Source organism: Krasilnikovia sp. MM14-A1004, from assembly GCF_047159485.1.
In the GTDB taxonomy this organism is placed as follows: Bacteria; Actinomycetota; Actinomycetes; order Mycobacteriales; family Micromonosporaceae; genus Actinoplanes.
In genome coordinates this window covers 2,702,373-2,716,063 of record NZ_AP038773.1, presented here as the reverse complement: position 1 = coordinate 2,716,063, position 13,691 = coordinate 2,702,373, and the positions used below count along the sequence as shown (strand labels likewise).

Annotated in this window: 8 protein-coding genes; 4 read left to right on the top strand and 4 right to left on the bottom strand. The window is 73.6% G+C overall.

The window, feature by feature from the left end; all coding sequences use genetic code 11:
* The first annotated feature begins 63 nt into the window (after window positions 1–63).
* On the top strand, window positions 64–2,712 hold the full coding sequence (locus ACMCNN_RS12380; RefSeq protein ID WP_412747148.1) for an Hsp70 family protein: 2,649 nt from the start codon (window positions 64–66) through the stop codon (window positions 2,710–2,712).
* A gap of 8 nt (window positions 2,713–2,720) precedes the next feature.
* On the opposite strand, the gene ACMCNN_RS12375 is transcribed toward ACMCNN_RS12380, so the two are convergent.
* Window positions 2,721–4,148, bottom strand: a complete 1,428-nt coding sequence (locus tag ACMCNN_RS12375) for a dynamin family protein (protein WP_412746331.1) — start codon at window positions 4,146–4,148, stop codon at window positions 2,721–2,723.
* Entirely contained in the window at window positions 4,145–5,935 is a 1,791-nt protein-coding gene (locus ACMCNN_RS12370; RefSeq protein ID WP_412746330.1) for a dynamin family protein, read from the bottom strand. The genes ACMCNN_RS12375 and ACMCNN_RS12370 overlap by 4 nt, the downstream gene beginning before the upstream one ends.
* Before the next feature lie 228 nt (window positions 5,936–6,163).
* Here ACMCNN_RS12370 and ACMCNN_RS12365 point away from each other — a divergent pair, with 228 nt between their 5' ends.
* Together ACMCNN_RS12365 and ACMCNN_RS12360 are read left to right on the top strand one after the other, a co-directional pair.
* Window positions 6,164–7,822: an acyl-CoA dehydrogenase family protein gene (locus ACMCNN_RS12365; protein ID WP_412746329.1), complete on the top strand. Its 1,659-nt coding sequence runs from the start codon at window positions 6,164–6,166 to the stop codon at window positions 7,820–7,822.
* A 64-nt stretch (window positions 7,823–7,886) separates the two neighbouring features.
* Window positions 7,887–10,127 carry a putative bifunctional diguanylate cyclase/phosphodiesterase gene (locus tag ACMCNN_RS12360; protein WP_412746328.1) on the top strand — a complete coding sequence of 747 codons (2,241 nt, stop codon included), beginning with the start codon at window positions 7,887–7,889 and terminating at the stop codon, window positions 10,125–10,127.
* Between the two features lie 63 nt (window positions 10,128–10,190).
* Here the strand turns inward: ACMCNN_RS12360 and ACMCNN_RS12355 are convergent, their stop codons facing one another.
* Together ACMCNN_RS12355 and ACMCNN_RS12350 are read right to left on the bottom strand one after the other, a co-directional pair.
* Window positions 10,191–11,699: a M1 family metallopeptidase gene (locus tag ACMCNN_RS12355; protein ID WP_412746327.1), complete on the bottom strand. Its 1,509-nt coding sequence runs from the start codon at window positions 11,697–11,699 to the stop codon at window positions 10,191–10,193.
* Window positions 11,700–11,813: 114 nt separating this feature from the next.
* Window positions 11,814–12,011 (bottom strand): ferredoxin, encoded by a 198-nt coding sequence (locus tag ACMCNN_RS12350; RefSeq protein WP_412746326.1) that lies wholly within the window; start codon window positions 12,009–12,011, stop codon window positions 11,814–11,816.
* 275 nt (window positions 12,012–12,286) lie between these two features.
* On the opposite strand from ACMCNN_RS12350, the gene ACMCNN_RS12345 reads away from it, so the two are divergent.
* Entirely contained in the window at window positions 12,287–13,627 is a 1,341-nt protein-coding gene (locus ACMCNN_RS12345; protein WP_412746325.1) for a ferric reductase-like transmembrane domain-containing protein, read from the top strand.
* Window positions 13,628–13,691: the final 64 nt, after the last annotated feature.

Sequence of the window (13,691 nt, the reverse complement as noted above, 5' to 3'; positions counted from 1 at the left end):
CACGAACCGTCCGCCTGTCGGTGCCCGACGTCGCGCCCGGCCTCTATGGTCTTGGGCGTGGTGATGCAGTACGGATTGGGTGTCGACCTCGGCACCACTCAGACCGCGGCCGCGGTACGCGTCGACGGCCAGGTGGAGGTGCTGCGCCTGGGCGGGCGGCGCGCGGAGATCCCGTCGCTGGTGTTCGTGAAGCCCGACGGTGGGCTGCTCGTCGGCGACGCCGCCGAACGGCGCGGGCTGGCCGAGCCCGGCCGGCTGGCCCGCGAGTTCAAGCGGCGCATCGGCGACCCCGTGCCGATCCTGGTGGGCGGCGCGCCGTTCTCGGCGCACGCGCTGACCGCGAAGCTGCTGCGGCACGTCCTGGACACGGTCACCCAGCTGCAGGACGCACCGCCCACGACGGTCACCGTCACCCATCCCGCGAACTGGGGGCCGTACAAGCGCGAGCAGCTCGACCAGGCGATCCGGCTGGCCGACGCGGGCGCGGTGCTGCTGCGTACCGAGCCGGAGGCGGCCGCGCTGCAGCACGCCACGGCCCGCAAGATCGCCCCCGGCGAGGCCGTCGCCGTGTACGACCTGGGCGGCGGCACCTTCGACGCGGCCGTGCTGCGCCGCGACGGCGACGACTTCGTGCTGCTCGGCGAGCCCGAGGGCGTCGAGCAGCTGGGCGGCGCGGACTTCGACGAGGCGGTCTTCGGCCACGTGATCGAGGTGCTCGGCAGCAAGGCGGAGGGACTGGACCCGAACGACCCCGAGGTGGTCACCGCACTGGCCCGGCTGCGCCGCGACTGCGTGGAGGCCAAGGAGGCGCTGTCCTTCGACACCGAGGTGATGATCCCGGTGGCGCTGCCCGGCCTGCACACCCGGATCCGGCTCAACCGCTCGGAACTCGAGGCGATGATCGCGCCGTCGCTGGAGGACACCGTGGCGGCCATGCACCGGGCGTTGCGGTCCGCGCAGCTCGCCCCCGCCGACCTGAGCGCGGTGCTGCTGGCCGGTGGCTCGTCGCGGATCCCGCTGGTCGCGCAGCTGCTGTCGACCGCGTTCGAACGGCCGGTGGTCGCCGACCCGCACCCCGAGCACAGCATCGCCATGGGCGCGGCCGTCGCCACCGCCTCCTCCCGCGGGGCGTCCGCGCCGATCCGGTCGGCATCCGGCCCCGCCGACAGCGGTCCGGCTGTTCCGGTACGCGGGCCGGCCGACACGCTCGTGGAGCCGCTGACGCTGCCCACCGGGACGACGCAGTCCGCCGGTCCCTCGGTCGCCGCTACGCCGCCGGTCGTGCCTGGTGTGGACACCGTCCGCGGTCGGGCCGAGGAGGAGGAGACCACCCTGGTCACACCGGTTCCCGGTGATACGGGGGCGGCCCAGTCCGGTGCTGCGTCCGGGGCCGCCCCGGCCACTGCGCACGGCGGCGGGGCGGCACCGGTCGCCTTCCGTCGGGGCACGGCTGCGATCCCCGGCGGCGACCAGACGACACCGGCGCCCGGGACCGGCCGGGCCGCGACACCGCCACCCGGCGCGGCACCGATCGCGCCGGGAGGTGCAGCGGCGGCCACGCCCGGAGTCGGCGGCGCCACGGCAGCCACGGGAAGCGGCGGCGGGGCGGGCGCGGCCGGTGGCGCGTTCGGACGGGGCGGGCTGTCCGCGCATCCGAGCGGTCCGACCGCGGCCTGGTCGCCGGATGCGGCACACAACCCGTTCGCGGCGCCGGGCACGGTGGTGCAGACGGTGCCGGGCGGCCGGTCCGGCAATCGGACGAAGCTGCTGGTGGTGACCGGGGCGATCGTGGTGGCACTGCTGGCGGCCGGTACCGCCGGGGCCCTCCTGCTCAACCGCGACAAGGACTCCGGCCACAGCGCACCGAACCCACCGGCGGCATCCGCGCAGCCGTTCCCGACCGACGCCATGCTGATCCGCGTGGACACCGGCGGTGACGGCCCGCCCACCCGCAAGTCCGGCGTCTACCAGCTCATTCCCGGCACCGACGCCCGTACGAAGATCGTCGACACGGGCGCGGACGTGCTGCCCGAGTGGTCGCACGACCGCAAGCGGATCGCCATCACCCGCAACCTCGGCGACACCAACGAGATCTGGGTGATGAACGCCGACGGCTCCGACCAGCAGAAGGTCATCGGGAACGTCACCGGCGGACGGGCCTCGTGGTCGGCCGACGACAAGAAGCTCGCGTTCATCCGGCTCGTCGACAAGGTGCCGCAGATGTTCGTGATCACCATCGGTGAGAGCAAGCCGCGCCAGCTCACCTCCTCGTCGGCGGCCAAGGACGACCCGGCCTGGTCGCCGGACGGCAAGTCGATCGCGTACTGGGTGGACGTGGACGGTGTGCGGCAGGTCTACCTGCTGTCGGTCGCCGATCCGCAGGAGCCGGGGCAGCCCGTCACCTCCGGCGACGACGGACCCGCGGTCGATCCGGCGTGGACACCGGACGGCACCGAGATCGCGTACACCCGGCAGACCGGACCGGGGGCGTCCGACATCTGGGTGGTCGACGCGGATGGCACTGACGCGCATCAGCTCACCAACGACCCCGCCCGCGAGATGGACCCCACCTGGGCGCCGGACGGCAGCTGGCTGGCGTTCACCCGCGGCGAGCTGAACCGGCCCCGGATCACCGTCATCAAGGCCGACGGCTCGCAGGAGCAGACGCTGACCCCGGCGAGCGCCCGCGAGGGCCATCCCTGCTGGTCCTGACCTCAGGGTCAGCCCTGCGCGAGGATGCCCTCGCAACTGCGGGCCGTGGCCCGCGCCGCCGTGCGCATCTCGCGCGACGAGAACGGGTGTTCCGCCACGCCCTGCCAGCGGGCCAGGGCCGCGGTGGCCGCGGCCGTGATCCGCTCCGGCGGGGCGTCCGCGGGCAGGCCGAGCCGCTGGTACGGCGCACCGCCCGCCCCGCCGAGCAGCAGGTCCATCTCGGCCAGCTGCTCCGCGGAACCGGGCAGCCGGCCCGAGCGCAGCAGGTGCAGCAGCCGCAGCTCGACGAACTCGTGCGCGCTGGCCCGGATCCGCTCCGCGTCGGCGGCCAGCCCGTCGGCGTGCCGGCCGGTGAGGCACTCGTCGAGCACCGCCAGCGCGGAACGGGCCTTGAGCACCTCGCTGCGGCCCACGAACTGCGCCGCGAACACCTCCCGCAGCCGGTCGATGCCGCTGTGCTCGGTCAGGGCGCGGGCCAGGTCGGCGGAGTCGTGCACGGCGCCCTCGCGGATCAGCCGCACCGACAGCCGGACCCCGAACAGGCCGAGCCGGGCCAGCACCGCCGCGCGGGCGGACCCGGAGGCGGCGAACCGGTCCGCGGTCAGCAGCAGCTCGACGACCTCGTCCATCGGTTCCTCGGCGACCGCCGCGAGGATCCGGTACTCCTCCTCCCGCAGCGTGGCGCCGGCCGCGCCGAGCAGCCCCGCCACCGGCACCACGACCGGGCACAGGCGGCGCAGCCGCTCGTCGTGGGCGTACCGGTCGGCGACCCGGGCGGCGGCCGTCATCGCGTCGAGGCGGCAGCCGCCGATCTCGTCGGCGCGGGAGAGCACCCCGACCGCGTTGACCGGGGTGCCGCTGGACAGCCCGTCGCCGTGGAACGATTCGAGGAACCGTACGTCGCTGCCGTGCATGTGGCGCAGCAGGTAGATCACGGCGTCGGTCTGCGCGGCCCGCTCCCCCTCGGCTTCCAGGAACGCCATGGTGCGCAGCGACACGTCCGTCGACAGTGACGCGATGCCGGGGGTGTCGATGAGGGTGTGCCTGCGCAGGCGGGCGCTGGGCACCCGTACCTCCAGGTGGTCGACCTGGTCGGCGGGGCGGCCCAGGTCGATGCGGACGGCGCCGTCGACCCGCCGGAACGGGCGCTGCTCGGCGGTGCCGTCGGTGAGGTGGGCGGTCACCTCGTAGGTGCGCCCGTCGGCGTACCAGGTGACGATGCGGGTGCACTCCCCCGCGTCGGTCGGCGCCAGTTCCTCCCCGACCAGCGCGTTGAGCAGCGTCGACTTGCCGGCCTTGACCTTGCCGGCGATGGCTACCCGCAGCGGCTCGTCGACGCGGCGGCGGGCGTCGGCGAGGCGGGCCAGGGCCGCCGGGTCGTTCAGCTCCGCCTGCGCGCGGTCGAGCAGCGTGCGTACCTGATCCAGCAGGGTCATGGGGGGTCCAGCCGGTCGAGGCGGCGGCGCTGCTCGGCGAGCGCGTCGGCGCGGCGGGCCCGCTCGTCGTCGGGCAGGGCGGCGGTGCGGCGCACCGCCGCCGCGGTCGCCGCGGCGGAACGCTCGATCACCCGGGCGCGGGCCGCGAACTCGTCACGCAGGAACCGCTGGGTACGGCGGACCGCCTCGCGCGAGTCGCGTCCGACGTGGAACGTCACGTCGTCGACGTAGCGGCGCAGTTCCGCCTTCGCCTGCAGGCGCCGCTGCTGGGCCTGGCGTTCCCGTTCCGCCTTCATCAGCCGCCGCCCCAGGGTCATCCCGGCCAGCAGCCCCAGCGGCGCGGCCAGCGCCACGTTGAACAGGGCACCGAGCGCGCCGAGCATGTAGAACCCGCCGTAGGTGACACGGGCCGCGGTGAACGCGCCGAGGAACTGCGCGATGCCCGACTTCTGGAAGCTGACGTCGAGGTCGGCGACCTTGCGCAGCGCCAGCTCCGGCGCGGGCAGGTCGACGTCGAGGCTGTCGTACTCGATGTCGAAGCGTTCGGCGACGTCGCGGGCCAGCTGCTCGGTGCGCCCGACCAGCAGCATCAGGTTGTCCACGGCGGCGGCCGTGGCCTCCCGCGCCGCCCAGGCCTGGAAGTCGCGCCAGGTGTCGCGCGGATCGGTCTCGTCGAGCAGTTCCTCGCCGCGGCGCACCATGAGCCGCAGCCGCTCGCGCAGGTCGTGGTCGACGTCGGCGGCCAGGTCCTGGATGCCGTCGCTGAGCACGGTCTGCCAGGTGCCGCCGGACAGCCACGCGCTGCGCCGGCTGCGTTCCGCATAGCGCTGCTCCACCCGGGAGGCGGCCCCGGCCGGGGCGGCGGCCGCCGCCTGCTCGGCGGCCACTCGTTCGCGCAACTGGCCCACCACGAACGACAGTTCGGTGCGGGCGGTGGCCAGCGCGTTCGCCCGTGCGGCGCCGAGCACGTCGCGGCGCAGGATCTCCACCAGGCGGGGGAAGCCGGACTCGGTGTTCAGGGCGGTGCTATCGCGGGCCTGGGCGCGCATGCGAAGGAAGGACGACACCGCCACGATGGGTACGTCCAGCCCGGCGCGCCGCAGGTGCCCCTCGTCGATCTCGGCGATGCGGCGCCACTCGGCGTACAGGTCGGTCTTGGTGACGACGCAGAAGACCCGGGGGCAGCGTTCCCCGACGCGGCGCAGGAAGTCCACCTCGGGGGCGGTGAGTTCCTGGGCGGCGTCCGTGACGAACAGGGCGGCGGCGGCCAGCGGCAGCGTGGACAGGGTGAGGTTGCCCTGCGCCGAGTCGAGGCCACCCACGCCCGGGGTGTCGATGAAGGAGAGGCCCGCGCCGAGCAGCCGCCGGTCCAGGCGGACCTCGACGCTGCGCGGCGGCGCGGAGTCGGGGTCGACGCCCGCGCCCTCGGTGACGTGGCGGCGCAACTGGTCGAAGGGCACCGGCACCTCGGTGGTCGTCCCGTCCGGGCCGGGCACGTGCAGGTGCACCGCGGGTGGGCGGCCGTAGCGCAGCACGGTCGGCACGGCGGTGACGACATCCGAGTCGACAGGGCAGATGTCGGTGCGCAGCAACGCGTTGACCAGGGTGCTCTTGCCCTGCTTGAACTCGCCCACCACGGCGACGGTCACGTCGTCGGCGCCCAGGCGCCGCGCCGCCCAGGCGAGCCGGTCGGCGAGATCGGGCCGGTCCGCCTCGGCGGCCAGCCGCTGCGCGTCGGAGAACTCGGCCAGCAGGTCGGCGACCGCCGCGCCGCGCCGCCCTGCCATGGGCGTCACCGTGGCCAACCGCTCCCCCACAATCCCCTCGACGCGGCCCTGCTCAGACCCTACGCGGTGGTCACGACGGCTGACCAGCGAGTGACCGAAGGCCGATCATCGTGTCCGGTGGGGCCCGCCCCGGCATCCCGCGGCGCGGCGGCCGCCGGGCGGTATGGTCACCCCCGCCGAGCATTCGGGTCATGGTCGCCGCGCAACAGCCGGTCGTAAATTGAGCCGATGACCACCACGACGCCGCCGGTGCCCGCCGTGACCGCGACCCACGAGGTCCTCAACCAGCCGCCGTCGCTGGTGGATCACGACGTCGCCGCCGACCCCGTGCTGCTGGCCGCCGCGAGCCGGGAGGGCGCCGGGTGGGCCGCCGACGACCTGCACCGGATCGGCCGGCTGGCGGGCGGCGCCGAGGCCCAGCGGTGGGGTGACGAGGCGAACCGGTACGAGCCGCGCCTGCTCACCCACGACCGGTACGGCCACCGCGTCGACGAGGTCGACTTCCACCCGTCCTGGCACCGGCTGATGGACGTCGCGGTCGCCGAGGGCCTGGCCGGCGCCCCGTGGGCGGACCAGCGACCGGGCGCCCACGTCGCCCGCGCCGCCGGCCTGTACGTGTGGAGCCAGGCCGAGGCGGGCCACTCCTGCCCGATCTCCATGACGTACGCGGTGGTGCCCGCCCTGCGCAACGCGCCCGAGCTGGCCGCCGCGTACGAGCCGCTGCTGACCAGCCGCGTCTACGAACCCGGTCTGCGGGCGCCACTGGGCAAGCGTGGCCTGCTGGCGGGCATGGGCATGACGGAGAAGCAGGGCGGCTCCGACGTACGGGCCAACACCACGACCGCCGCGGCGGCCGGTGACGGCAGCTACCGGCTGCGCGGGCACAAGTGGTTCACCAGCGCGCCCATGTGCGACCTGTTCCTGGTGCTGGCGCAGGCGCCGGGCGGGCTGTCCTGTTTCCTGGTGCCGCGGGTGCTGCCAGACGGCACCCGCAACACGTTCCGCATCCAGCGGCTCAAGGACAAGCTCGGCAACCGCAGCAACGCCAGCAGCGAGCCGGAGTTCGACGACACGGTGGCGTGGCTGGTCGGCGAGGAGGGCCACGGGATCCGCACGATCATCGAGATGGTCGCGATGACCCGCCTGGACTGCGTGACCGGCTCGGCGTCCGGGATGCGGGCCGCGCTCGTGCAGGCGGTGCACCACGCGCGGCACCGCAGCGCGTTCGGTGGGCTCCTGGCGGACAAGGCGCTGATGCGCAACGTGCTGGCCGACCTGGCGGTGGAGTCGCAGGCCGCGACCGTGCTGGCGATGCGGCTGGCCGGCGCCGTGGACAGGGCGGCCCGCGGCGACGCCGCCGAGCAGGCGTTCCGCCGGCTGGCCATCGCGGTGGGCAAGTACTGGGTGTGCAAGCGGCAGCCGGCGGTGGTCGGCGAGGCCCTGGAGTGCCTGGGCGGCAACGGGTACGTGGAGGACTCCGGGCTGCCGAGGCTCTACCGCGACGCCCCGCTGAACTCGATCTGGGAGGGGTCCGGCAACGTGCAGGCGCTCGACGTGCTGCGGGCGCTGCGGCGGGAGCCGGACAGCCTGGCCGCGTACTTCGCCGAGGTCGACGCCGCGGCCGGGGCCGACCGGCGCCTCGACGGGGCGGCCGCCGGGCTGCGGGACATGCTGGCCGAGCGGGAGGACCCGGAAGGCCAGGCGCGCCGGGTGGTGGAACGCATGGCGCTGGTGTTGCAGGGGTCGCTGCTGGTGCGGCACGCCCCAGCGGCGGTGGCCGATGCATTCTGCAGGAGTCGGCTGGCCGGGGACGGTGGGCTGGCCTTCGGCACCCTGCCGCGAGGCATCGACACGGCTGCGCTGGTGGAGCAGGCCGTCCCGGCGTAACGGGCCTGCGCCACAGTTACTCAAGGGAGTCTCAACTGCGGGCGGACCGGGCCGATGGCACGGTGTGCGTTTCGGCAGCCTGTGGCGTTGGTGGCTGGCGGTGGGTGTGCTGGCCATCGTCGGCTACTTCCAGCTGCCCGCACAGGGCCTGGGACGCAGCATCGGGTACAACTCGCTCGGTTTCGTGTCGGCCGTCCTGATCCTCGTCTCGATCCGGCTGCACCGGCCGCTGCGGGCGAAGATCTGGTATTGGTTCGCGCTCGGGCAGATGGCGTGCGTCGTCGGCGACGTGATCTTCGACTACTACCGGCTCGCGCTGCACGAGGAGCCGTACCCGTCGGTCGCGGACGTGTTCTACCTGTGCTCGTACCCGATGTTGATCGTCGGGCTCTTCCTGATGATCCGCGGCGGTCAGCGGCGGCTGGCGCTGCGCGACATGGCCGGGCTGATCGACGCGGGCATCGTGGGCACCGGGCTGGGCCTGGTGTTCTGGGTCTTCGTGATGGAGCCGCTGGCCAGGGAGGCGGCGACGTCCGCCGGCCTGCTGGAGCAGACGATCAGCGACGCCTACCCGGCCCTGGACGGGCTGCTGCTGGCGCTGCTGGCCCGGCTGGTCCTCGGCGGCGCGAAGGCGACCACCAGCTCCCGGCTGCTCAGCGGCGCCGCGCTGGCGCTGTTCGCCGCCGACACCAGCTTCTCCGTCATCACGCTGAACTCGGACTACCAGGTCGGCTTCCTCGACGCGGGCTGGTTGATGGCGTACGTGCTGTGGGCCGCGGCGGCCCTGCACCCGTCGATGCGCGACAGCGGCGAGACCGCGGTCGCCGGCGCTCGCAGCGTGGGCCGTCGCCGGCTCCTGTTGCTCGCCGCCTGCTCCCTGATCGCGCCCGCGATGCTGCTGGTGCCCAGCGTCGCCTCCAACAGCCTGGACCGCATCGCCATCGCCATCTGCGCGGCGGCCCTGTTCCTGCTCGTCGTGCTGCGCATGTCCGGTTTCGTGGGCGAGGTGCAGCGCCAGTCCCACCAGCTCGCGGAGCTGGCGATGCGCGACGAGCTGACCGGGCTGGCGAACCGGCGCCGGTTCGAGGAGGCGCTGCGCGCCGAGTTCGCCACCGGATCGCCGCAGGTCGCCCTGTTCGACCTCAACGGCTTCAAGGACGTCAACGACCGGTTCGGCCACGCCGTCGGCGACGAGCTGCTGGCGATCGTCGCCGGGCGGATCACCGGGGCGCTGCGCCCGGACGCGATGGTGGCCCGGATGGGCGGCGACGAGTTCGCCGTGCTCATCCCGAACGCCTCGGACCGCGCGGGCAACGCCGTGGTGCGCCGCCTCGCCGCCACCTTCCACGCCCCCGTCCACGCGGGGCAGCAGGATCTGCTGATCGGCGCCAGCATCGGGATCGCGGGCGCCGAGGGTGCCGACGGCCCGATGGAGGTGCTGCGCCGCGCCGACGTGGCCATGTACGAGGCGAAGGGCGCGGGCAAGCCGTTCCACCGGTACACCACGGAGCTGGATCAGCATTCCACCGAGCAGGCGCGACTGGGCGCCGAGCTGCGGGCCGCGCTGGACGCCGGTCAGTTCCAGCTCGTCTACCAGCCCATCGTGGCCCTGCCCGCGGGATCGCTGGTCTCGGTCGAGGCGCTGGTGCGCTGGGTGCACCCCGAGCGCGGCTGGGTCTCGCCCGCCGAGTTCATCCCGGTGGCCGAGCAGAACGGGCTGATCGTGGAGCTGGGCGCGTGGATCCTGCGTACCGCCTGCGCCCAGGCCGCGGACTGGCGGGCCCGGCTCGGGGATCGCGCCCCGGCGCGGGTGAACGTCAACGTGTCGGCGCGCCAGCTGGCCGAGCCGGGCTTCGCCGATCTGGTGTCGGCCGCGCTGGCCGACAGCGGGCTGCCGCCGTCCTGCCTGGTCATCGAGGTGACAGAGACGGCGGTGTTCGAGGGCGGCCGGGCCCAGGAGACGCTGCACGAGCTGCACGCGCTGGGGGTGCTGGTCGCGCTCGACGACTTCGGCACCGGCCACTCGTCGCTCGGCCTGCTGCAGACCGTCCCGGTGGACGTGCTGAAGGTCGACAAGTCGTTCGTCGACAACATCACCATGGCGGGGCGCCACGCGGTCATCGCGACCGCCCTGATCAACGTCAGCACCGGCCTGGGCCTGACCGCCGTGGCCGAGGGTGTGGAGACCGCCGAGCAGGCCGCCGAGCTGCACCGGCTCGGCTACCGGCTGGCCCAGGGATACCACTTCGGCAAGCCCGTGGCGGAGCCCGACTTCGGCCCCGCCGAGATCACCGCCGCCGTCTGAGACCGGGCCCCGGTCGATCGGAGGCGCCGCCGGGCCGGTCAACGGCCCGGCGGCGCCGACAGGTCAGTGACCGGCCAGCAGAGCGTGGGCCTGCTGGATTCTCGCCCACGACCTGGGCTGGTGCGGGGCGGCGGCGCGTGCCGGGGCCGCCGCTGCCGCCGGGGCCGTGGCCACGTCCGGCTTGCCCGGAGTGAACAGCCACGTCTGGAACAGCGCGTCGAGCTGCTTGCCGGAGATCCGCTCGGCCAGCGCCACGAACTCGTCCGTGGTGCCGTTGCCGTACCGGTGGGTGGTCGTCCACGTCCGCACGATGTCGAAGAAGGCGTCGTCGCCGACGGCCAGGCGCAGCTGGTGCAGCGTCATGGCGCCCCGGTCGTACACGGCACCGTCGAAGACGTCCGCGGCGCCCGGGTCGCCCGGCTCGACCGACCAGAACGGGCTGTCCGCCGGGTACTGCGCGTACGTGTAGTCGAAGATCTCCTGCGCGGTGCCCTCGCCCTGCGCCTGCGACCAGAGCCACTCGGCGTAGCTGGCGAAGCCCTCGTTGAGCCAGATGTGCTTCCACTGGGCCACCGAGACGGAGTCACCGAACCACTGGTGGGCGAGCTCGTGCACGACCACGTACATGTTCGAGCCGCTGCGGAAGAACTTGCTCGAGTAGACCGGCCGGGTCTGGTTCTCCAGCGCGAAGCTGATCGAGCCGGGCGGCGCGACGACCCCGCCCTGCGCCTCGAACGGGTACGGCCCGAACACGCCGCTCTCCCAGTCGATGACCTCGGCGGTGCGCTCGACGCTGGCCCGGGCGGCGTCGGCGTAGTCCGGCGCCAGCAGCTGGGAGTACGCGGTGAGCACCGGCTGGCCGTTCGGGGCGGTGTCGGTGCGCAGGTCGTACTGGCCGATGGCGAGGAACGCCAGGTACGTGGCCATCGGCTTGACCGAACGCCAGTTCCACCTGGTCCAGCCGGTGATCTCGGGCGACGGCGGGCGCGGCTGCACGCCGTTGCTGATCACCTCGGTCCCGTCCGGGACGGCGACGGAGACGTCGAAGGTGGCCTTGTCGGCGGGGTGGTCGTTGGCGGGGAACCACCACCAGGCCATCTCCGGCTCGCCGACGGCCAGGCCACCGTCGGGGGTGCGGGTCCACGCGGTGAACCCGGCGGCCCGCTTGCTGGAGGGCACCCCGGAGTACTGCACGACGACGGTCATCGGCTGCCCGGCGGCGAGGGCGCGCGGCGGGGTGACGACCAGCTCGTGGTCGCCGGCGCGGGTGGCCGTGGCGACCCGGTTGTTCACCCGCACGCTCGTGACGTCGAGGACGAAGTCGAGGTCGAAGCTGCTCAGGTCCTGGGTGGCGGTGGCGAGGATGGTGGTGGTGCCGGTCAGCGTGTCCGTGTCCGGGTGGTAGCGCAGCCGGATGTCGTAGTGGGAGACGTCGTACCCGGAGTTGCCGTAGTCCGGGAAGTACTCGTCTCCGAGGCCGGCCGCTCCCGGCGCGGGGGCGGCCAGGGCGGGCAGGGCGGTCCCCGCGAGGGTGGCGGCTGTGGCGATCAGGGCCACGAGCGCTCGTCGCACGGTGCCAGGTCCTTCCGTCGGCGGACCGGATCGCGGTCCGACAGGTCGAGAGGGTCACCGCCGAACCTATCGGAGTTCATCGATTCATGCCCGCCCATTCGCGGCGGAGCCCGGTCAGTCCTCGGTCACCGAGATCACCGCGGCGGGGCAGCGCAGCACCGCGTGCCGCACGGCCTCCTGCTGCTCCACGGGCGGCGCCGGGTCGCGCAGCACCACGACCGCCTCGTCCGGATCCTGGTCGAACACGGCCGGGGCGGTCAGCGCGCACATCCCCGACCCGATGCACAGACTGGTGTCCACGGCGACCTTCATCGGACCCTCCACACAGTACGGACAGAAGGTGACCGGACCAACACTGCCCGCCTGTTCGACATCGGTCAATGCCGCGGCCGGGCTCCCTTCGCGCGGGCGCCCGAGATGATCACCGCCACATCCACCCGCCGGGAATATCCGACTGTCCCCACGACGAGGGACGGAAACCCTACATACCTGCCCCCCGGCTACCCACTGCTCCTAGCCTGTGTGTCGAACCGCCGGGCCACCGGTGGTGTACACACTGGGGACGACCACGAGCGCCGGAGTCAGACATGACGGTCACCCAACCGACCCGCACCTCCTCCCTGCCCGCAGCCACACTGGCCCGTACGGTCCTGTGGGCCGCCCTCGCGGTCAACGTGCTGATCGTGTGGGTGATGTTCTTCGCCGCCCCGCCGTCTAAGAACGGGGTGCTGGCCGCGGGCAAGTTCGTCGGCCTGCACGCCGCCCTGCTGATCTTCCTGCAGCTGATCCTCGTGGCCCGGATGCCGTGGCTGGACCGGCGCATCGGCATGGACCGGCTCACCTCGTGGCACCGCTGGGTCGGCTTCACGCTCTTCTGGTTGCTGGTCACCCACGCGATGCTGATCGTGGCGGGCTTCTCCGTGCTCGACAAGGTCTCGCCGTTCAAGACCTTCGGCGCCCTGGCCGGGGTCCCGGCGTCGCTGATCGGCATGCTCGCCCTGCTCTGCATCGTGATCGCGGTCGCCGCGTCGATCCGGGCCGCCCGGCGCCGCGTGCAGTACGAGACCTGGCACGCCATCCACCTCGTGCTGTACTTCGCGCTCGCCCTCGCGCTGACGCACCAGTTCCTGGAGGGCACGACGTTCCGCGTCTCGGCGCTCGCGACGGCGTACTGGTGGGCGCTGTGGCTGTTCGCGGTCGGCACCTTCCTCACCGGCCGGGTGATCATGCCGCTGTGGCGCAACCACCGGCACCAGCTGCGCGTCGCCGCGGTCGTCCCCGAATCGGACAACACCGTCTCTGTCCACGTGACGGGCCGCCGCCTCGACGAGATGCCCGCCCTGGCCGGACAGTTCATGATCTGGCGCTTCCCCGGCTTCCGCTCGTGGTGGCAGGTGAACCCGTTCTCGCTGTCCGCCGCCCCCGACGGGCGCTCGCTGCGGCTGACCGCCAAGGCCGTCGGCACCGGCAGCGCCGGGCTGCGTAACGTCCCGGTCGGCACCCGGGTCTTCGCCGAGGGCCCGTACGGCGCGTTCACGGCGCTGCAGCGCACCCGCGAGACCACGCTGCTCATCGCGGGCGGCATCGGCGTCACCCCGATCCGGGCGCTGCTCGACGACCCGGCGCTGACCGGTGACATCGTGGTGCTGTACCGGGTGCACACCGAGGCCGACGCGGTGCTGCTGGCCGAGATGCAGGCGATCGCCGCCCACCGGGGCGCCCGGCTGCACCTGCTCACCGGCCGCACCGGGCCGGGCAACCAGCCACTGAGCCCGGACGGGCTGCGCGCCCTGGTCCCCGACATCACCGACCGCGACGTGTACGTCTGCGGCCCGAACGCCATGACCGACGCGGTGCTGGCCAGCCTGCGCACCCTCGGTGTCCCCCGCCGCCAGGTGCACGCCGAGCGGTTCGCGCTGGCCAGCTGAGTCGTTTCGCCGGCCGCCGGGAGGCGGGCGGCCGGCGAAACTTTCCCCCCGCGAAGGCCCGGGG